17 protein-coding genes and 5 pseudogenes are annotated in these 18,587 nt (G+C 59.9%); 12 read left to right on the top strand and 10 right to left on the bottom strand.

The window, feature by feature from the left end; translation table 11 throughout:
- Positions 1–355: 355 nt before the first annotated feature.
- Positions 356–442, top strand: a pseudogene (locus tag ACWGTO_RS30830) (IS6 family transposase); the annotation flags it as partial.
- 505 nt (positions 443–947) lie between these two features.
- On the opposite strand, the gene ACWGTO_RS30825 reads toward ACWGTO_RS30830, so the two are convergent.
- The 6 genes from ACWGTO_RS30825 to ACWGTO_RS30800 form a co-directional block, all read right to left on the bottom strand.
- Positions 948–1,751: an ABC transporter permease gene (locus tag ACWGTO_RS30825; protein WP_454578529.1), complete on the bottom strand. Its 804-nt coding sequence runs from the start codon at positions 1,749–1,751 to the stop codon at positions 948–950.
- Positions 1,744–2,511 carry an ABC transporter ATP-binding protein gene (locus ACWGTO_RS30820; protein ID WP_454578528.1) on the bottom strand — a complete coding sequence of 256 codons (768 nt, stop codon included), beginning with the start codon at positions 2,509–2,511 and terminating at the stop codon, positions 1,744–1,746. Before ACWGTO_RS30820 ends, ACWGTO_RS30825 begins: the two co-directional genes overlap by 8 nt.
- A gap of 55 nt (positions 2,512–2,566) precedes the next feature.
- Positions 2,567–3,595, bottom strand: coding sequence for an ABC transporter substrate-binding protein (locus ACWGTO_RS30815; protein WP_454578527.1), 1,029 nt, complete (start codon positions 3,593–3,595; stop codon positions 2,567–2,569).
- A gap of 1,257 nt (positions 3,596–4,852) precedes the next feature.
- Entirely contained in the window at positions 4,853–5,494 is a 642-nt protein-coding gene (locus tag ACWGTO_RS30810; protein ID WP_454578526.1) for a hypothetical protein, read from the bottom strand.
- Positions 5,495–5,616: 122 nt separating this feature from the next.
- On the bottom strand, positions 5,617–6,333 hold the full coding sequence (locus ACWGTO_RS30805) for a hypothetical protein (protein ID WP_454578525.1): 717 nt from the start codon (positions 6,331–6,333) through the stop codon (positions 5,617–5,619).
- A complete protein-coding gene (locus ACWGTO_RS30800) occupies positions 6,333–6,560 on the bottom strand; it encodes a hypothetical protein (protein WP_454578524.1) in 228 nt (75 codons plus the stop codon). The genes ACWGTO_RS30805 and ACWGTO_RS30800 overlap by 1 nt, the downstream gene beginning before the upstream one ends.
- Positions 6,561–7,233: 673 nt before the next feature.
- Here ACWGTO_RS30800 and yhhA point away from each other — a divergent pair.
- The 5 genes from yhhA (at position 7,234) to ACWGTO_RS30775 (ending at position 12,659) form a co-directional block, all read left to right on the top strand.
- Positions 7,234–7,440, top strand: a complete 207-nt coding sequence (gene yhhA / locus ACWGTO_RS30795) for a YhhA family cyclophane-containing RiPP (protein WP_454578523.1) — start codon at positions 7,234–7,236, stop codon at positions 7,438–7,440.
- Complete coding sequence (gene yhhB, locus ACWGTO_RS30790) at positions 7,437–9,578, top strand: cyclophane-forming radical SAM/SPASM peptide maturase YhhB (RefSeq protein ID WP_454578522.1); 2,142 nt, start codon at positions 7,437–7,439, stop codon at positions 9,576–9,578. Before yhhA ends, yhhB begins: the two co-directional genes overlap by 4 nt.
- The gene (locus tag ACWGTO_RS30785; protein WP_454578521.1) at positions 9,575–10,579 is read left to right on the top strand and encodes a hypothetical protein; all 1,005 of its coding nucleotides are present in this window, start codon (positions 9,575–9,577) and stop codon (positions 10,577–10,579) included. The genes yhhB and ACWGTO_RS30785 overlap by 4 nt, the downstream gene beginning before the upstream one ends.
- On the top strand, positions 10,569–11,033 hold the full coding sequence (locus tag ACWGTO_RS30780) for a GNAT family N-acetyltransferase (RefSeq protein WP_454578520.1): 465 nt from the start codon (positions 10,569–10,571) through the stop codon (positions 11,031–11,033). Before ACWGTO_RS30785 ends, ACWGTO_RS30780 begins: the two co-directional genes overlap by 11 nt.
- Positions 11,034–11,564: 531 nt before the next feature.
- Positions 11,565–12,659 carry a glycosyltransferase gene (locus ACWGTO_RS30775; protein ID WP_454578519.1) on the top strand — a complete coding sequence of 365 codons (1,095 nt, stop codon included), beginning with the start codon at positions 11,565–11,567 and terminating at the stop codon, positions 12,657–12,659.
- 471 nt (positions 12,660–13,130) lie between these two features.
- Here ACWGTO_RS30775 and ACWGTO_RS30770 read toward each other — a convergent pair.
- The 3 genes and pseudogenes from ACWGTO_RS30770 to ACWGTO_RS30760 all read right to left on the bottom strand — a co-directional run.
- A pseudogene (locus ACWGTO_RS30770) lies at positions 13,131–13,664 on the bottom strand (antitoxin Xre/MbcA/ParS-like domain-containing protein); the annotation flags it as partial.
- 314 nt (positions 13,665–13,978) lie between these two features.
- Entirely contained in the window at positions 13,979–14,176 is a 198-nt protein-coding gene (locus tag ACWGTO_RS30765) for a hypothetical protein (protein ID WP_454578518.1), read from the bottom strand.
- A gap of 230 nt (positions 14,177–14,406) precedes the next feature.
- A pseudogene (locus ACWGTO_RS30760) lies at positions 14,407–14,638 on the bottom strand (DUF6428 family protein); the annotation flags it as partial.
- A 34-nt stretch (positions 14,639–14,672) separates the two neighbouring features.
- Here ACWGTO_RS30760 and ACWGTO_RS30755 point away from each other — a divergent pair.
- The 6 genes and pseudogenes from ACWGTO_RS30755 to ACWGTO_RS30730 form a co-directional block, all read left to right on the top strand.
- Positions 14,673–14,768: pseudogene (locus ACWGTO_RS30755) on the top strand (transcriptional regulator); the annotation flags it as partial.
- A pseudogene (locus ACWGTO_RS30750) lies at positions 14,762–15,104 on the top strand (ArsC/Spx/MgsR family protein); the annotation flags it as partial. The pseudogenes ACWGTO_RS30755 and ACWGTO_RS30750, both read left to right, overlap by 7 nt.
- Positions 15,105–15,366: 262 nt before the next feature.
- Complete coding sequence (locus ACWGTO_RS30745) at positions 15,367–15,585, top strand: hypothetical protein (RefSeq protein ID WP_454578517.1); 219 nt, start codon at positions 15,367–15,369, stop codon at positions 15,583–15,585.
- 8 nt (positions 15,586–15,593) lie between these two features.
- Positions 15,594–15,830: a DUF982 domain-containing protein gene (locus tag ACWGTO_RS30740; protein ID WP_454578516.1), complete on the top strand. Its 237-nt coding sequence runs from the start codon at positions 15,594–15,596 to the stop codon at positions 15,828–15,830.
- Between the two features lie 480 nt (positions 15,831–16,310).
- The gene (locus tag ACWGTO_RS30735; RefSeq protein WP_454578515.1) at positions 16,311–16,778 is read left to right on the top strand and encodes a phasin; all 468 of its coding nucleotides are present in this window, start codon (positions 16,311–16,313) and stop codon (positions 16,776–16,778) included.
- A gap of 346 nt (positions 16,779–17,124) precedes the next feature.
- A complete protein-coding gene (locus ACWGTO_RS30730; RefSeq protein WP_454578514.1) occupies positions 17,125–17,427 on the top strand; it encodes a DUF982 domain-containing protein in 303 nt (100 codons plus the stop codon).
- 324 nt (positions 17,428–17,751) lie between these two features.
- On the opposite strand, the gene groEL is transcribed toward ACWGTO_RS30730, so the two are convergent.
- The coding region (gene groEL / locus ACWGTO_RS30725) for a chaperonin GroEL (RefSeq protein WP_454578513.1) at positions 17,752–18,587 on the bottom strand (836 nt) is incomplete at its 5' end.

Raw genomic sequence — 18,587 nt, 5'->3', positions numbered from 1 at the left:
CGGTAGTGCCTTGAAAAGTAGTCAAAATCTCCAAGCGCCTCAGCTGCAAATGCCAGGTCGCAAACCGACGACGCACTCATTCTCAGTGAAACCACTTTCTCCAGTCCTTCATTTGTCAAAGCTGCCTTTTCGGCTATCTCATGAATGACGCTCCGCCCGGAGGGAGGAAGTACGCGAGCAGAGCGTGCCGCACAAAAGGCCTGTTGGTCGGGCAACAGCACAGCGGCAGCAGAAACTGATTAGGAGACCTTCCTGACGACAGCCTGACGTCAAGCGTCGGATCTGTTGCAACCTTTTGATTACCTGCGCTGTGGCAAGGTGCCTTCGATCATTTCGGAGGGTGCAATGTTCAAGCGTCGTCATCGACGGGAGCCAGACCAACCACGAGGCGATCGTTTCCTGCGACACCCCAAATCGCTTGCAGCGGGCGCACGCCCGACGAGGCTTATTTTGGCCGCAAGCGATGGCGACGGCCGCATGATCGTCGCCGCGCGATTTTGCTGCTGCTCTGGTCGGGCTACGCCCTTCTCCCGACGCCGCAGCAAAATCGCAAAGCCCCGCGCTCAACGTAACCCGGCAGGATGCCACTTAAATTCCGCGGGGCGCTGTCCAAACAAGCGGAGCCAGCTCTGAGATCACGCACGTCCAGGGTCGTCTTGGCCAAAAGCGAAACTGGCAATGACAACGTCGGCATTCAGCCTTTGGCAAATCTTTAACGCTTCCGCATGCGGACCCGCTGCAGTGGTCGACAAATTGCTGCGCAGAACGTGTTCTTCCGTGGTCAGATTAAGCGCGAGAACATCATCGACTACAGGACGCTCCTGATTTTGCGGGCCTCGCTCATATATTGTCTCCATCCCCAACCCACCCTGTCGCGTTCTCGCGTTCGTGAAGGTCTGAGCAACCGGGCGCAGCCTCCCAAGACGCTTGCGGTCGCTGGCCGCGGGTTAGGTGCGCCAGGCCAGCAAGTGCCCCTCAATGCGGCCGATAAACCAATTGACGGCCAGGCCAATCAGGGAAAGCATCGTGACCCCGGCGAACAGGCGCTCCAGATTGTAGAGTGCTCCTGCATCCAAGATGTAGGCGCCTACGCCATGCTCGGCACCGAGCATCTCGGCTGCGACCAGTAGAGTGATGGCGATGGAGATGGAGACGCGCAGGCCCGACAGGATGCCGGGAAATGCGCCGGGCAGAACGATCTTGTGCACAATCGAGCGCCGAGAGAGGCCGAAGCTCTGGCCCATCCGGATCAGGTTGCGGTCGACATTGTCAACCGCTCCCTGCGTGGCGACCACCGTAGGGGTGAAGGTACCCAACGCGATCAGCGCATATTTTGATGCCTCGTCGATACCGAACCAGATAACGAAGAGCGGCAGCAATGCTATCTTGGGGATGGGTAAGAGCGCCGCGACTAGTGGCAGGAGACCGGCGCGAATGAGGCTGAACAGTCCGATTAAGACGCCGATTGCGATGCCAAAAGCAATGCCGATCGAAGCGCCAATCGCAAGACGCCGCAGCGATGGCAGCAAGTGCTGCCATAGCAATCCGGTCTGACAAAGCTGGACGAAGGTCTCGAGGACCGCCGAGGGACGAGGCAGCGTTAGGCCCGAGATGAAGCCGGTACGGGTGCCGATCTCTGCCAGTCCAATCAGGACGATGAAAACGAGAAGACCGACAAAAGGGACGCGAGTGGGCGCGAAGCCGCCGCCGCGGAATTTGACGGGTTGTGTGACTGGGCTGATGTCAACCATGGAGCAGTTCCTGATCTGCGGCCATTGCCTCGTCTCTCATCAGGTTCCAAAGATGCATCTGCATCTTCTCCAGAGCCGGAGCGCTGGCGCATCTCTCGGCCAGCGGCTGCTGGATTTTGACGATATGGCGGATGCGTCCGGGCCGGCGGGAAAGCACGACTATTCGATGTCCCAGTCGCACAGCCTCGGCCAGATTGTGCGTAACATAGACCGCGGTAAAAGGCTGACTCGTCCAGAGCGAGACGAGATCATCCATCAGAACCTCGCGCGTCTGGCTGTCGAGGGCCGACATCGGTTCGTCCATGAGCATCACCGCCGGACTGACCGCCAGAGCGCGGGCAATCGCAACGCGCTGACGCATGCCCGCCGATAGTTGCTTCGGCAGAGTGGCGCGGAAATCGGAAAGCCGCGTGCGGGCAAGGACATCGGCGACGATCCGCTCGACGTCATTCGTCCGTAGCCTGTGACCCTCCAGTACCAGCTTCACATTGCCTTCTACGGTCCGCCACGGCAGCAGGGCGAAATGTTGGAAGACGTAGGTAAGAGGATTGAGCGATTCGGCTGGCGGGACACCGACCTGCAGCACGGTCCCGCCTGTCGGACGCTCCAACCCGCCTAGGAAGCGCAGCAGGGTAGATTTGCCGCATCCCGACGGGCCGATTACGCACACGATCTCACCCTGTGGGATCCTAAGCGAGACGTCGCTCAGAACCTCCACGAGGCCATAGCGGTGGTGGACATTCCTTAGCAGCAGTTCCATATCTTCTCTCACGCCGGCCGGGGGCGACCCATGTTCCGTTTGTGGACCGCAGGGGTCAGATCGTCTTGACGTAGGAAGTATCGAAGAGCATCTCTGGCGTGATCGTCTCGCTCACCATCTTCTCCGCCTTCAACCAGTTAAGCTGATCCGTCACGGAATCGAGTGCAAGCGCACAGCCCTTCCTGATGCGCATGGCGCTGCTGACGAAGGTCTCCTTCGCGGCTTGGAACGGACGGTCGGAATCCACATATTTGTGGATGATCTTGGCCACCTCATCCACTTCCTCCGGTGTGGCGGTCTTGTCGACGAGGGCAGCGTTGTAGTCGTCGATCGCCATCGAATAGGCGCGAATAAAGGCTTCAGTCTTCTGCCGCTCGTTGGCGGCATTATTCGCTGAGGTGAACACCGTGGTCACCTGATAATTGGGCGCATAGTCGGACACCAGTCCGATCTGCTTGGCATTGCCTTGGGCGAGCATCTTATCGGCGATGCTGCCCTGGATGGCCCAGGCGTCGATCTGCCCGGTACCCAGCGCACCGATGATTGCGCCGACCTTCTGAAGCCGGCGCAACGTGATGTGCGACATTGGGATGCCGTTCGCTTCGGCGATCTTGTGGCACATGTAGTGAAAGGAGGAGCCGGCTGTGGTGATACCAAAACTCTTGCCGCTCAGGTCCTTCGGCGTGGTTAGGCCGCCCTGGTAGGCTGTTTCGGAGGCCAGGATGATAGCGCCGACGAGACCCTTCTCCTCAGTCAGTGCGCCGCCGATCACCTTGATTGCGTGTTTTTTGGCGAGGCTCACGAGTCCGCCGCTCATCGCGGTGACGGCATAATCGGCATCACCCGAGGCAATCGCCACGGCCATAGGCTGAGCGGCCTCGAAGAACTCTAATTCGACGTCCTGCCCTTCGTCCTTGTAATAGCCCCGCTCGAAGGCGATGAAACTGGGCGCATGGCTGGCGAGACGCATTACGCCAAGGTTTATCTTAGTGGCGGCATAGGTGAGCCGGCCAGAGACGTTCAAAGCACCCGCTATGCCCAGACCAACAATTGCCTGGCGGCGGTTTATAGCGACCTTAGTCATGCTCCCTTTCCCTTTTGGTGGCTCTCTATGTCTGGCTGCTGGGCTGGCCTATCGAGCCGCCTTGCATGCTCGGCAGAGACAACACGGCGGGAGGATCTGCACCAGCTTGTGAAGGCACGCGGATTTGCTGCGTCGGTCAAACGGCCGCTTGGTCCATCTGGTGCGGCTGATGTATGCGGTGTGACGTCCGGCGGGACCATGGTTCTAACTATCCTCCCCTACGTCGGATGCAGGCTCGCAAATCGCGGCAGCTGGCTGCGAATTTCGCGGTTGCTTAGATTACAAGGCCAACCTTACGAGCAACTGACAAGAATCGAGAGTGATGGCCTCATTGATTGTCCATGTACGGCTCGGCGCGGGCGAACCCGAGCTCGCAGCTGACGAAAGTCAGATGCGTTTGTTGGGAATTTGCGACTGTGCCGCCCGGTCTTGCGCCGACGCTCTGGCAGAGCGGATCGATCGACCGGGGACAGGGGATCGGGAAGTCCGGACTATGTCGAGCCGGAGATTATGTTGCGACGGCGAGCCGGCCCGCGGCGCCTGCATCGAGGATGTCGAGCTTCTCGGCCGGGGATCGATCCGCAGATAGATTTCGGTGCTGACGATGCCGCTGTGGCCGAGCCAAAGCGCCACCCGCCTAATGTCGCCGGTCGCCTGAAGCGTGTGGATGGCACAGGTGTGCCGCCTATGTCTTCATCGACATAGGCGGCACACCACGGCAATCCATCTGCTCAAGGTGTCGACTTCGCCACGATCAGCCAATGGCTCGGGCATGCCAGCCTCAACACCACCATGCGATATGCACGCGCTGACATTGATCTGAAGCGGCAGGCTCTCGCCCAGGTCTTCCCAGAGATGCTGGCCCCACCGAAGGGCGGAGCCTTCGTCTCACGGGGTGAGGATATCACCGGTCGGCGTGAGGATATCGCCGGTTGGCTGCGCCGCCTCTAATATTATGTGGAGTTGTCCGATGCTCAACGCGCCAAAGGCCGCGCAAAATAAGGCTCGTAGTGGGGCGGCTCCACATCTTTGCGCACTGCACATGAGTCGATTTGGACTAACCCGCTCCGCGGTCGCGGAGCGGCAATGAGGTGCTGCGCCGCAACCTCGCGCTCAACACCCAACTCTCGTATCTACAACAGGTGGCGTTGTTCGCCCGCCACTTCGGCAAGTCGCCGGAGGGAGCGGGAAAAAGGTGGGGTAAGAACTTTCGGGTAATCGAGGGCTTTTTGGAAGGCGCACTCGATGACAACGCAACTAAGGATGAACGTCTGGGTCGAGCTTGTCGGGGTCGATGGCCTTCCGCAACGCCGGCAAATCGCAGTCGTCGAACGGATTGTAGATGGAGGGGGTCTCGACGACCTCGGCCTCTCCTTGGGGGAAGGCAAAGCGATACAGCGCCGTCTGCATGCCTTCTTTCCGCACGCGCAGATGCGCAACCGAGGCCCGCGCACAGCACGCCACAGCAAGATTCCTTACGACGCCTACTGCCCAGGATTCGGCCACGACCGACCGGTGCGCCACTTCCTCAAGATCGGCGATCGCCTTCCGGTAATCGGCCTCCGAACTCAAGCGTCGCGCCCGCATGGTCAGGAGAATGCCTAGGCGCTCCTCGGCCGAGAGTCTTTGACGCGACTGAGGGCCGCCCGTGAGCACTGTGAGCACCTTGTCCAGGATTTCGATTGCGGCTGTCAGATCGTGCTCGGCAGCCCCCTCTTCCCCCTGTTCGGCGACAGATTCCGCAAAGCCGAGCGCCGACTCGATCCAGTCGTATCGCGCCATGTTTGGGCTGATCTCGTCTGTCGCAGTCCGGAACGCCTCCATGGCCAGCCGGAACGCCTGGCGCCTCGGCAAGGTCGAGAAGGGTTTGCGCGAGAGCGCGTCGTGCCTTGCCGTCATCGGTCCCGCCGGCTCGAAAGAATGCGTCCCAAGCCTCCACACTGGCCTCCAGGAGATTGGCCGCCTTATCAACGCTTCCCAACCGGCCAAGACTGACTGCACGCAATCTTGCTGCCGCAGGATCAGCCGCAGCCATCTCCTGCGAGACCTCCTCGATAACGATATTGTCTCTGCCGCCGAGGGCTGTCGAACCTGGCGCGTTCAAGGATAATGTCGTCCGCGCTGGCGCTGGGCGCTTTGCGATACCGATCGAGCTTGGCACGGAAGTCCTTTGTTGCATCGGAGATGATTGGCTCTTTGGGATCGACAATCTTTTCGTTGATGGCATCGAGAATCGACAGAGGGTTTTCCATCCACTCGGGCGCCCCGAATCCCAGTTCACGCAACAACTGAGCGAAGAACCTGTCCGCATCCTGGTTCAGGATCACGAACTTGTTGCGGCCGGTCAACATCGTGCGCACACGCGTATTGAGCGCGTCGGTCGACTCTTCATAGAGAACCCAGAAAACCTGAAGGTTGGGGAAGGCCGCGAATGACTTTTCCAACAGGGTGATGACACCGCCGTCCTCGCTGCCGGAATAGCCCACAACGACGAGCAGCCCTGCATCTTTCAGCCCGAAGATCGTGCCTTGCATGGACAACGCCTCCTGCGTGGCATTGACCGCACTGACGCTGTTGCGCAACTCGTAAGTATGCATCGAGCCATGCAGATGGATGAACTGCCGGTAGTCGGGACGCGAGGCCACCCGGCTGAGCGCCGACAGGCCGTCCGCCACGACCGGGATCACGCCCGCGAGAATTATTCCCTGCAGCACAAGCTGATCAAAATTGGTGGTCATCACGGTGTGGGCGTAGTTGCGGCGGACGATTTCACCGATGCAGATATGGCCCAGTTTATCTTGCCATGACCCCTGTCGATGGCGTCCTTGATAATGGCGCGCTGTTCATTGTCCGATCGGAAGAACTGCTCAAAAAGATAAGCGTACAGCCTGCCCCAAACAGGCTTGTTGACGTCGAAGCCTGGCAGCTGCGTGGCGAGATTGGACAGATGCTGCCGCTCGTCCAAATAAGCGCGCCCTCACTATCTTGCATGGCGTGAGCGGGTGCGCCTTTAAGCGATGCGAGTTCCAGCGTCAGTTCACGAGCAATCTGGCTGGCCATCGGGATGCCGGCCGACTGCGAGCAGTCGGCCCCGATCAAAAACACAGCGCCCGACCCGCGTTCGTCCAAACCGCTCTTGTGGCCGGACTTGGCGACTTTTAGCTGGAAAGTGAGATCCTTTATGTCCACGGGGACAGGGCCACCCGCATGCTCGACCGAGAAATCCATCCTGGGCATCACCTCGGCTTAGCGCGATATTTATCGACGACTTATACAAAATTTTTTCGCAATGTCTTGCAAGCGCGGATAGCTTTCTGGGGATGAAGTAGCCGAAGATAACATCGCTTTTTACGGAAATCGATAAGGTTTAAATTGCCGATGCAGGACGTAGCGCCTCTATATCAGAAATCTATCCGTAGCTCTTCCGTATTAAATTTCAGACATGCTTTGGGGCATAAGGATTTTTGGCACATTTTCCATCGTGGCGATAACCATTCCTGACAAGAGGTTTTTTAGATTATTACTCAACTGTCGTTCGTCTCGCGGCCGGCAAAGCGATGCGTGTAAACAGTCAATGCCAGCGCTTTCAAATCTAGTAGCGCCCGGGTTCCGGCGTGCTATAGTCGGCGCGTCACAAAATGGAGCTTTATATGTCAAACTCAAATCAGCAGAGGGCTTCTGCCCCCTCCGCAGTTGCGAATCAGGGCGTGCGGGCCGCTCTTTTGAAGGGCCGGCTGGCCAACCCGGCATTGCAGCGGTTGCAGGGTCGCGTGCTGTCGCAGGTCGAGCCGAGCGACGTCATCACGAGCTATGACAGAATGCACCACCGTCACAGCCGTTCATGACAGTCAGCGAGGCACCCCCACGGATTACATCTTTCCTGGTCAAGGTCGCCTCGCGCTGCAACCTCGATTGCGATTATTGTTACGTCTATCACCATGCCGACCAATCTTGGCGATCTATGCCAAAATTGCTGTCGGCGGGTGATCGTGATGCTTTTGCACAAAGGCTGGCGACATATTTGGCTCAGGAACAAATAAAGCGCTGTACGGTCATCTTTCACGGCGGAGAACCGTTGCTTGCCGGGGTGGAGACGTTGGTAGCGTTCGCCGATCGGATCAGGGCTGCAACGCGGGCCGCGGTCGACATCGGCCTGCAGACCAATGGCTTGCTGTTGGACGAAGCAGCGCTGCTTGCGTTTGAGAAAGCTGACATCAGCATTTCGCTCAGCCTCGATGGTCCCAAATCCGCCCACGACAAGCACCGCAACTCCAAGAAAGGGCGCTCGAGCTTCGGGCGGGTCGAGCAGGCGCTTGAAAGGTTGAAATCGCACCCCAAGATCTTTGCGGGTGTCATCGCCGTCATCGATCCCACGACTCCTCCGGAAGATCTGCTGGAGTTTTTTGCCGCGCATTCGGTTCCCAAGCTCGATTTCCTCCTGCCCGATGCACACCATCTGCGCCAGCCCGCTGGGCGCAGCGACCAACCCGATCTTTATGAAACCTGGCTTTGCCGCGCCTTCGATACTTGGCTCGACCACTACCCCCATTTGTCACTCAGAACGTTCGAAGCACTGCTCGACGCAGTGGCCGGACTGCCGTCAACCACCGACGCCTTTGGATTGGGGGATGTCAGTCTAATCAGTATCGAGACCGACGGCAGCTATCACGACCTCGACGTCCTCAAAGTGACACGCGACGGCGCAACAAAGATCGGCGGCACTGTCGCAGATACCGATATTGCAACGATCGCCGGCTCGCATCACATCAACGTCCACCGTCAGCTTTTGAGCAAGCCTGGCCTCAGTGTAACCTGTCAGGAATGCGCCATCGTCGATATTTGTGGCGGCGGCTCGCTTCCGCACCGTTACGACACCAACGGGTTCGGCAATCCGACGGTCTACTGCGGCGAGATGACGGCTCTTGTCGCCCATATACACAGACGCGTTGAACGGTTGCTCGACCATGCGGGCCGGCCCGCGCAGACCTTACCCGACGACTTCCGGTTCGAGCACTATGAATTGGCTGAACTCGGGACGACGGAGATGGCGCTGCTGTGCAGCGCATCGCGCGATGCCTTGCAGGGCGAATTCCTTGACGCGACAAGCTTGCTGGCGGGCGGCGAGTTCGAGACAATGTCCAAGCTGAGCAAAACGGCGCCAGACCGGACGGCCGAACTTTGCCAGCAACCGGGCGCTGTCGCTTGGCAGCGGACCGTTGCGGCACAATCCGTCGGGCGCCTCATTCATACGGTCGACGGCCACCCCTTGTCGGCGGACGCGGATTACCTCTCGGACCTGCTTGGCCGGTCAAACGAAGATTTGGCTGCTTTGGCCGTTGCCCGCGAAGACCCATGGCTGCGAAAACCGTTCGGCGAGGCCATCTACTTCGAGGTGGAAGACGCAGCTGCAGCCGCCCGGCCGGTCGTCGAGGAAGCGTTGCGGATAGTCGAGAGCTGGCGGCCGGCCTTGGCGGCCGAGATTCGACTGGCGTGTCGCGCGATCCAGTTCGTGCGTGATCCCTCTGCCCATCCCGAGAAGATTGTGTCGTTCAGCGACAATACGGTGCCCGGAGCGCTTTATGTGTCGGTTTGGCAAGGCGACCGGCTGATCGACCCCTATGATCTGGCGGATTCCCTGATCCACGAGCATCGCCATCAGAAGCTTTATCTCCTAGAACGACTCGCTCCGACGGTGGAACCCACCGATATGCGCGTGGTGTCGCCGTGGCGTGAGGATCTGCGGCCGCCGTCGGGGCTGCTCCACGCCGTGTTTGTCTTTGTCGAGCTGCGCCGGTTCTGGGAGTTCGTACGCTCAAACGGGCCGTCGCGTCTGCACAATCGCGCTGTCAATCAAATCAGGGATACTGACGAACACCTGTCCGAAGCCTTTGCGACGCTGTTGAGCTGCCCGCTGACCGACACCGGGCGCCGCCTGACCGAGGTTCTCAAAAGCGCCTCGGAATCAGCGCTGGAAGCTGCGTGAACGCCCTAACCGTCCCGGTCGACCGCCTGCCCGGCTCCCCGTCGATGCGGCACGCTGTTTTGCGCGATTATTTTTGCGACAAGGATGCTGCCGCTGCGCTTGGCGAGGCAGGCTGGCAACTGACGCTGGCTTGGCCAGACGGCCTCGATCGTCATGTCGACACACGGCTTCCCGAAGGTCTGGCTTGGTGGGGCAACGGCGTCAGCCTGCCAAACATGGCAGCGGCCCGAAGATCCAAGGGCCACGTGGAAAGCGTGCTCTACGACACCTGGACACTCTACAGTTGGAGCGAATGGGCCCGTTCATCCGCGGCCAGCCCGGATGATCATATTCTCATTCTTCATGTTGACGACCACCGGGACTTGGCGAGCCCACGCCTGTTTGAGGAAAATGGCAGGTGGAGAGACCCAATAACGAACGCTTTTTGCCGACTTCACGAGCCCTGGGGCGTGCGCGACGCTATAGAAAGCGGCGCGATCGGCATGGGCAGTTTCATGACCCCGTTTTTACATGCGTTTCGCAATGCCGAGGTCAGACAGCTCTGTCAGCCCCCCAAAGTCCGTTCCACGCAAGACTACTCCATCGATCTGGTTACGCAGAAAGACGATCTTCTTGACCCTAGCAAAGTCCGGCCAGCGGTAACCCTGACGCCAACCACGAGGCACACCGGGCCAGGCCGGTACCGTATTTCCTGCGATATCGGCGATTGGCTGAAGGATCTGCCAACCCGGCCGACGCTGTTGCATATCGACATGGACTATTTCAACAACCGCTACGACGGCGATACGGATTGGCAGAGCCGGGTCAACCGCCTCGATCCCTCGCTCGATCACATCCTTGCACAGATCGACATCGTCACCGCCGCACTTGCCAACGCCGATCTCGGCGCGCATCTGGCCGATACTGTGATTGCCTTTTCACCCGGGTTTTTCCCGGCCGAATATTGGCAACAGGCATCGGATCGATTGCTGGCCGGGCTGGAGCGCATCTATGAGCGCTAGATCCACCAGCGGCCCTCGTCGCCGTAAGCCGACACGCCCAACCCCAAAACCCAAGCCGGTGCGCGTCCAGCCAAGCTCTGCCTTTGTTCACGCCGACCAGGTTTTCCTGGTTCCGACCGAGGGAACAGTCGGGCGCGGCGCAGGACCAGGCGGCGAAGCCTGGAGGATTGAGGTGGAGGGCAAACGGGCCGGCGTCATCTTCATCAACTTCATTGACGAGGATCCCGTGGGCCGCCACGCATCGATACAGATTTACCTCAACGCCAAAAACCAGGGACGCCGCATCGGCAGATTTGCTTACAGAAAAGCCTGTGAAACCAGCCAATATGATGTGATCTACGCGCATATTCGCAAGTCGAACCATGCCTCCCGCAGGGCGGCCGAGGAAGCGGGATTCAAGGACGACACAAGACCGTCAATGATACAGCTCCTGATGGTCTGGCGACGCCATTGAACAGGCTTTGCCCCAGTTGGCTGAAGCCGTCTGCAATGGTCGACCTGCGCCTTGCAGCACTTGGGTTGCGAGAAGCCTTCAGAACCGAAATCCAGAGTTCGCTAAGCGATACCGAACTGGGTCGATGGGCTCGGCAAAGGGGCCTGTATTTCTGCCGCGACCGAGACAATTTCGTCGTCTTCTCGAAGCGACCGCTGCTGGTGCGACGCATTCTGTCAATCGACCAATCGCCGGGCGCGCACACGGCTTGGCTTGGCCAATGGCTCGGTTACCCGCGCTGTTGCATCCGAGCCGCCAGGCGGACTGGCGAAAGCCAACTCGACGCATGGTCAAAGCAGCTGTCGCGGCGGCGGCAGATCGGACTCTTTGCCTGCACGTCGATCGCAGGATATTCCTCGGGCCGCGCGCTTATAAGCCATATCCCGTGCGCGCCTCATTGTTCGGCATCGCTGCGCCTGGCCACCGATGTACTTGACCGATCGCACCATAGTCGTGCGCATGCTGCGCAAAGTCTTTTGACCCGAGGCTTTCATGTACACAGCTGTCGTCGTCCCTTGCCTCAATGAACAAGCCACTTTGGCTGATAGCGCGCGTTCCCTTGGCTTTAGTGGCGGAGCCACGCCTCCTGACACCATTTTGATACTTGTCGATAATGGCTCGACCGACAGCACGACCGCCGTCATGAAGGAAATCCAAGAAAACAGCGTTCAACCCATCATCCTGGGTCAAACGCATGATCGTGGCTACGTTCCGCCCAGACACCATGGCGTCATGCTGGCCAAAGCCTTCGCCGATGAGCATGGCATTCCCGATGAGCAACTTTTGATCCTGCAAGCCGATGCCGATACAGACTATGGCAGCGGCTACATCGCTGCGATGAAAGCCGCGGCCCAATACGCTCCCCAAAGTTTGGTCGAAGGCGTCGCTCGGGCGCCCAGGATCTTCTTGGAAACGTACCCAGGTTACCAATCCTGCTGCGATCTGGCCGACGATGCGGTAGCGAGCCTGTTTGTGGATGAAATTGACGAGGTCATCGTCGACGACAAGGTCGCCGGACTCGGGCTTGCCAGCTATCTGAAATGGGGCGGCCACCGGCGCGAATTCGATGCGCATGGCGACGAGATCCATGCTGAAACGTCCCGGCTCTACATTCACGGAAAGACGCTCGGCGCCACCAGGATACGGGTGCCCGACGCTGTCGCTTACCCGTCGCGCCGCAAGATTGAGGCCGATCCCCTGGCGACTTTTGTAACCGCCGGTTTTCCCAGGGAAAGTCGCTGGTGGGAGAAGTGGCGTGCGCAGCATTCCATGCCGATGACCCTTCGGGACTTCGACAGACCTGGCACGATCGACGGGTTCGCCAAAGCCGTTTTCGATCGGCAAGTTCATGATCTGATCCTGTTTGCCCTCGTTCCCCTCCAGGTCAGGATCGCTCTGGGTATCCCGGCGCCAATGACGGAGCCCTGCCTCGCCGCTATCTTGCAGAAAGTGAAGTTCCCCGACACCCTCACCAACGGCTCGGGCCGCTTGTTCGAGAAGTTCTTCAGTCTCGCCGACGAAGAGCCCTGGGTCTTCGCCGATTGTATCGGCGACCGCGGCGAATTCGGCCCTGTTGCGGACTCGTAAGGTGGCTGTGCGACGCTTTGCAGCGGCAGGGGCCGCGGCCAGCGCAGGCTTTGCGCCAGCACCAAGTCGGCGAGACCACGCGAAAAGCTCGGCATCGGGGAGGTGAACAGTGACAACGTGAACGGCAATCGCCGCGGCGGCGAACGGCGCCGGGCGCCGCGATGCCGCACATTTTTGATCTGCGTGCAGAGATTGGCGAGCGCCGCGCCGTCCCAGCGCAGCCCGAGCTGCTCGACGATCTTTTCGAGCCGATCAGGGCGGGCGGCTGCATGGACAACTGTCGCCAGGCACCCAGGATGGCGCCGACGGGGCCGGGGTCGGCGCCGGCCGGGGCAGGTCTCAGGCGTCACGCAAGGCGGCCTCGTCCTCGGCCCGGCCGGCGAGCCGCATGCTGGCACCGGTACATTATTGGCAAAGCGATTATGCCACGGTGGCGGCCGGGGGCGTCCATCCCATCAATAATGTACCGAGGGCCAGCACTTCGCTAATCCCCGATGCCGGCCTGCCGTCAACGAACTGGGCGAGCGGGAAGACATGCTTGCGGCCACCCTTGCGCAGGGCGACAACCTCATTGCGCCTTTGCCAGCGATGCAGCGTCGAGCGCGGTATGCGAAAATTGTCTTCCAGATAGGTCGATCCGGCGACCTCGCCCGCCCAATCCTCAATCAGCACCGATTGCAGATCGTTGATCGTTGGCCGGCTGCAGCGGTGAAGGTGCTGCGGTTGCCGGCATCAGGCTTTCATCCGCGCTGTTGGCACTTGCCAAGCCGCCGTGCGCGAGGTCCGCCACTGCGCGGAAGAACTCGGAGGCAAGCGCAGTGCATTCGCCCTTGGAAGGAAGGGAACGGCGGCGGCGACGCTGCCGGCAATAGCGCTGGCTCAAACCAGGGTCTGTGTATCAAGAACGATGCCGTGCTGGATCAGAGCCTGCTGCACGGCTTCCGCCACAAGGCCTGCCAAGGCCTCCTGAGAAATCCCATCCGTCGGATTTTGAAATCTGGTCATGTATCTGTCTTGCGCGCCCTGCGCTCCCCTCCCTAGCTGCGGCCGATTGTTGAACGGCTACAGCGACAAGCGGAAATGGCAGCAGCAACAGATACAGCGACCCGACAGGTTGCTGTCTAGCATTTCGACACCCCCAACGAACTGTCGAGGCGTCCCGAACTGTCAGTCACGGGACGCCTCGATTTTCGTTTAGGTGCGATGTGTGACAGCCGCGCGACGGTAGGAATCATCGTGCCAGTCGGCACGATGGGGAGAGCCGCGTCACGGACGCTGGCATCGAAACGTCTCGCCGATCAGGAATGCCGAACGGGACCCTACGGTCCGGTTCCCAGTCTTGACCGGATTTTATTGATGGCGTTAACGATGGCGTCTGCGGCCTGACGGTCGAGCGCAACATCTAAGCGGCCCTCTGTCGTCTGGATTGTGAGGATGCCGACAACGCCGCTCTCGTCCGTGACCGTCCCGATATGAATTTCGGTCGGCACGAAAGGCGCCTTTCCCATCCGTTTCATTGGTTACTCGTCACCTTGGCGGCTTCGACAAGCGCACAATCCGGCAATACGTGCAAGCGATCCTAACGGCTGTCAAGCGACACTGGCAGCCACCACATAGAGCTGCGACAAGACCTCGATCATGCGCTGCGAGTAGAGCGCTTGATGATGCTTGCTGAGACCGGCGGCTTGCAGAAGTTCGAGAACGCGGTCCATGTCTCGCCCTGGTTGCGCGGCTTTCGTCCACGTATCAAGCTGGACAAGATTTCCGACCAGACTTTCGGGTTGGCGCCGCAATCCAGCGCCGAGAACTGCCCCGCCTTGACCTCCGTCACGGTGGTAGCCCGGCTTTTGCCGGTCGGCCGTCATAGCGAAACACCAGCGGCTTGTCCTGTGGTCGGCCAGCGCGTCGAGCAGATTGCCAATGGCAGGTCGGACGGATCTATCGCCAGGGCGATTTTTCCGGTTGTCAGGAGAAAGCATGGCGGCTATTCAATATTTCAAGGATTATTGAAACATGGATGAAGCTCAAGCCGTAATCGCCTTTGGCGCACTGTCGCAGGAAACCCGGCTCAGGCTGCTGCGATTGCTGGTGGTTGCCGGGTCGAGCGGCTGCTGGAACTGATCTCGGCGATGGGCATCACCCCCGCGCGAGCTTTTGCGGGAGAAGGGAACGCCTTACGCGGAACTTGGCCTCGCCGATCCGAAATGGAGCGAAGACGAGCTGATCGATTTCATGCCCGCCCATCCGGTTCTGATCAACCGGCCGATCATCGAGACGCCAAAGGGCACACGGCTTTGCCGGCCGTCGGAAGCGGTGCTGGCGCTGCTCGACAATCCGGTAGCGGAGTTCGTCAAGGAAGATGGCGAGAAGGTCGTTCACGTGCCGGGGCACGCATCCTGCCTGGCAGCAACGGTTCGCATTGGCAAAGCCAGATCGAGCCGTTGAAGCGAGGATGTTTTATGCTGTTTGGGGAGATGGCATGTGGGGGATCAACTATCTGACGCACGATCAGCACCTATGCGAAATGGACAAATCCATGGTTGCGAACGTGACGATCGCATGAGCATGGAATTCTGCCCGCCAACCACCGATGCGGTGAGATCCGCAGAGATTCTTCACGGGCCCTAATTTCAGGATGGATTGATACGTTGCTTTTCGTCGCTGCTCCAAACGTTGGCTGTGCAGATTCTGGCCTGGAGTGGGGCTGATGGACGGGGACCACAAGGCCACTGGCAGCGCCAAGGAGCTCGTCCGATGGGCGCTCCGAGCCGTGCAGCCGGGCGAAACGGTCTCCATCAAGGCAACCATCGCAACAGTTCGGGAACACGCCCCTGACCTGGACGAGACGGATCGTCAGCTTACCGAACTCATCCTCTTCGAGGCCATATTCCTCGGTGCATTCGTCATCTTCGACCTCCATGAATGATGCCGATTATGTCCCGTCACGAGTTCTCACCCTCCATCGCCATAAGAACCAGCATCCCAGGCGTCCGGCACGAGTGCAGCAGCGTCGAAGATGCCGCCGACCAGCTTCTCCAGTGGACCCGTCACGGCCCTAAGTGGAACAAGGCGGTGTGCGTCTGTCTGGCCGCCATGGCTGGAGAACTGACTCCTGAGGATGCCCGCATCGCCTTCAAGGCTGCCGCCAGAGAGGAAGGCCTGCTCGTCTAGAAAAATTCAAGCGGGGATCGAACGGAGGTTCGGAACTCCGATCGGATCCTTTGTATCGCCGGTATTTCCGCTAGCGCGTCGAAATGGGGGTGTGTCGAGCAAACCAAGGAATTCTAGTCCAGGAGCTCACGAAAGACGGTGACGGGCGTTTCCAAGCCGGTCAAGGACGCCTTCGAGAAGGCGCTGCGGGATCTCAAGGCCGGTGATGGGTCAGACGACCGGAGACAGGTGCAAATCGGCCCATAGAACGGACCGACCTCCCGCTGCGCTCATGGAGCGCCATTTGAGAGGTTGAGAGGCGGGGCCAACTGGCGCGGGCTCGGAGCAAAACTCACAATACCAAGGGCAGCGCTAACACTCATGCGAAGCTCGCAACGCATGGATGGCAGGTATTTTTGCAACGCACATACAGCTGTCACGTATGGAGCGCAGTATGCTGGGCGCGGGGGAAGAAAACATCTTCAGGCAGGAGGCTAAGAAATGTCCAAGACCACCACCGACAAGTTCAGCGAAAACACCGAAACAGTTGAATCTCCGGCAACCGTTCCTGGCAAGGCCACCGATCAATTTCGCGCCGTTGCCGAAAAGAGCGTCGAGCCGTCGAAAGAAGCTCTTGCCAGATTACAATCCGGCGCCGAAGACGCTCATAGGGCGCTCGAGTCAACCGCCGAAACCGCGAAATCGGTCAGCAACGAGCTGTCGCTGAAGACGATCGCCGCACTGCGCGCCAACGCGGAAGCCGCCTTCTCGCACCTCGAGGCCTTGGTCGGTGCGAAGTCGCCCTCAGAAGTTTTTGAGTTGCAGACTGCCTTCCTCCGCAAACGCGTCGAAATCGGCATCGAGCAATCCAAGGAATTCCAGGAGCTCACCCAAAGAGCGGTGACTGACGCCTCCAACCCGATCAAGGACGCCTTCGAGAAGGCGCTGAGGGGTCTCAAGGCCGCCTGATTGGTCAGACGCCGGAGATACCCGCAAAAGGAATCGACACCTCCCGCTACGCTCATCGATCACCATTTCAGGCCGCAGGCGCGGGGTGGGTGAGAGATCACGTTGACGCCTGGCCCAAATAAGCTGCTCAACACGGACCCGAACTTTCGATGGAAGAGCGGGTCCGCCGATGCCCCCCAGCAAAAGGCGGCACTCTACGAGATCCATGATTTCCCTCTCGGGCGGAACGCGGCTTTTTCCCGATCGAACCATCATCGCCGTGACAACACACTCTGCGATGGTCGCCGGGGCGTCGATCCGCGGGCCTCTTACACAGGTAAGCCGTTCAGCAGGTCGGAGGAAATGAATGAACGCTGAAGTTTTCGGCAGCCCCATCTTCGTGAGGCGTGCCACCGTTATCGTACAGGAGATTGCCGGCCTTGCGGACGCAATCGATTTTCTCGATGACTGGCCGGAAGATCGCAGAGACTTGATCCATCAGACCGCCCTTCGGGCGTGCTTTGACGCGCACGATGGGTACAAGCCTATAGCCGCGGCCCACAACGCCTTTCTTGGCTTTGCGAAACGGGCCGGGATTCTGGAAGACCCAAACTCCGCGATGCAATGGATCGCTGCCTGCAAATCGGGCAGCGGAAAGGTGCAGGTGTAGACCGGCGCTTGGGATCGCGCACTGGATGCGGTTGCCTGCCGGGCAAGTACGCATAGCTGGAAAGCTATCGAGGCCGTAGCCGAACAGCGGTGAGCTTTCGCCGATCCGGGCTCCGACTGTAGTTGACGAGCTGAAGTGGGTCATCCGGATCACAAAGCGATTTCCAGCGCCAAACTGTTGTTTCCGCGAGTGGACCGGGTCCTGGCTAAAGGCAAATGCGTCCCCGCGTGAAGCGCCACGACACATTAGCCGTCATCGACAAAACCGCAAAAGCAAAAGGGCGGCATCGCTGCCGCCCTTCCGAGATTGACGAGGTGCGCGTCCCTAGAAACCCATGCCGCCCATGCCGCCCATGCCGCCCATGCCGCCGCCGGGCATGCCGGTCGGCATGCCGCCGCCAGCCGACTCCTTCTTCGGAGCTTCGGCAATCATGGCTTCGGTGGTGACCAGCAGGCCGGCAACCGAGGCCGCGTCCTGGAGAGCCGTGCGAACGACCTTGACCGGGTCGACGATACCCATGGCGATCATGTCGCCATATTCGCCGGTCTGGGCGTTGTAGCCAAAGGTCGCACTCGCGTTGTCAAGGATCTTGCCGGCAACGATCGATGCTTCCGCACCGGCGTTCGAGGCGATCTGGCGGGCCGGAGCCTGCAGCGCACGACGAACGATGTTGATGCCAGCAGCCTGGTCGGCATTGACGCCGTTGGCCTTGATGTTGGCCGAAGCGCGCAGAAGCGCGACGCCGCCGCCGGGAACGATGCCTTCTTCGACGGCCGCGCGGGTCGCGTTCAGCGCATCGTCAACACGGTCCTTCTTTTCCTTGACTTCGACTTCCGTCGCACCACCGACGCGGATCACGGCAACGCCGCCTGCCAGCTTGGCAAGACGTTCCTGCAGCTTCTCCTTGTCGTAGTCCGAGGTGGTCTCTTCGATCTGCTGCTTGATCTGGGCGACGCGGCCCTGGATCTCGGCCTTCTTGCCGGCACCGTCGACGATGGTGGTGTTCTCCTTGGAGATCGACACCTTCTCGGCGCGGCCGAGCATGTTGAGGCCGACGTTCTCGAGCTTGATGCCGAGGTCTTCCGAGATGACCTGGCCACCGGTGAGGATGGCGATGTCTTCCAGCATGGCCTTGCGGCGATCACCGAAGCCCGGCGCCT

The sequence above is a fragment of the Mesorhizobium sp. PL10 genome (assembly GCF_053714315.1).
Note: the sequence above shows the minus strand (reverse complement) of the source record. Positions and strands in the feature narration are given on the sequence as shown.

Excerpts from the sequence above, each read along its gene's own strand:
- ACWGTO_RS30805 (WP_454578525.1), bottom strand. The coding sequence starts at position 6,333 with ATGACCACCAATTTTGATCAGCTTGTGCTGCAGGGAATAATTCTCGCG.
- ACWGTO_RS30735 (WP_454578515.1), top strand. The coding sequence starts at position 16,311 with ATGTCCAAGACCACCACCGACAAGTTCAGCGAAAACACCGAAACAGTT.
- ACWGTO_RS30775 (WP_454578519.1), top strand. The coding sequence starts at position 11,565 with ATGTACACAGCTGTCGTCGTCCCTTGCCTCAATGAACAAGCCACTTTG.
- ACWGTO_RS30810 (WP_454578526.1), bottom strand. The coding sequence starts at position 5,494 with ATGACGGCAAGGCACGACGCGCTCTCGCGCAAACCCTTCTCGACCTTG.
- ACWGTO_RS30740 (WP_454578516.1), top strand. The coding sequence starts at position 15,594 with ATGTCCCGTCACGAGTTCTCACCCTCCATCGCCATAAGAACCAGCATC.
- ACWGTO_RS30815 (WP_454578527.1), bottom strand. The coding sequence starts at position 3,595 with ATGACTAAGGTCGCTATAAACCGCCGCCAGGCAATTGTTGGTCTGGGC.
- ACWGTO_RS30820 (WP_454578528.1), bottom strand. The coding sequence starts at position 2,511 with ATGGAACTGCTGCTAAGGAATGTCCACCACCGCTATGGCCTCGTGGAG.
- ACWGTO_RS30765 (WP_454578518.1), bottom strand. The coding sequence starts at position 14,176 with ATGAAACGGATGGGAAAGGCGCCTTTCGTGCCGACCGAAATTCATATC.
- yhhA (WP_454578523.1), top strand. The coding sequence starts at position 7,234 with ATGGAGCTTTATATGTCAAACTCAAATCAGCAGAGGGCTTCTGCCCCC.
- ACWGTO_RS30730 (WP_454578514.1), top strand. The coding sequence starts at position 17,125 with ATGAACGCTGAAGTTTTCGGCAGCCCCATCTTCGTGAGGCGTGCCACC.
- ACWGTO_RS30745 (WP_454578517.1), top strand. The coding sequence starts at position 15,367 with ATGGACGGGGACCACAAGGCCACTGGCAGCGCCAAGGAGCTCGTCCGA.
- ACWGTO_RS30825 (WP_454578529.1), bottom strand. The coding sequence starts at position 1,751 with ATGGTTGACATCAGCCCAGTCACACAACCCGTCAAATTCCGCGGCGGC.
- ACWGTO_RS30780 (WP_454578520.1), top strand. The coding sequence starts at position 10,569 with ATGAGCGCTAGATCCACCAGCGGCCCTCGTCGCCGTAAGCCGACACGC.
- yhhB (WP_454578522.1), top strand. The coding sequence starts at position 7,437 with ATGACAGTCAGCGAGGCACCCCCACGGATTACATCTTTCCTGGTCAAG.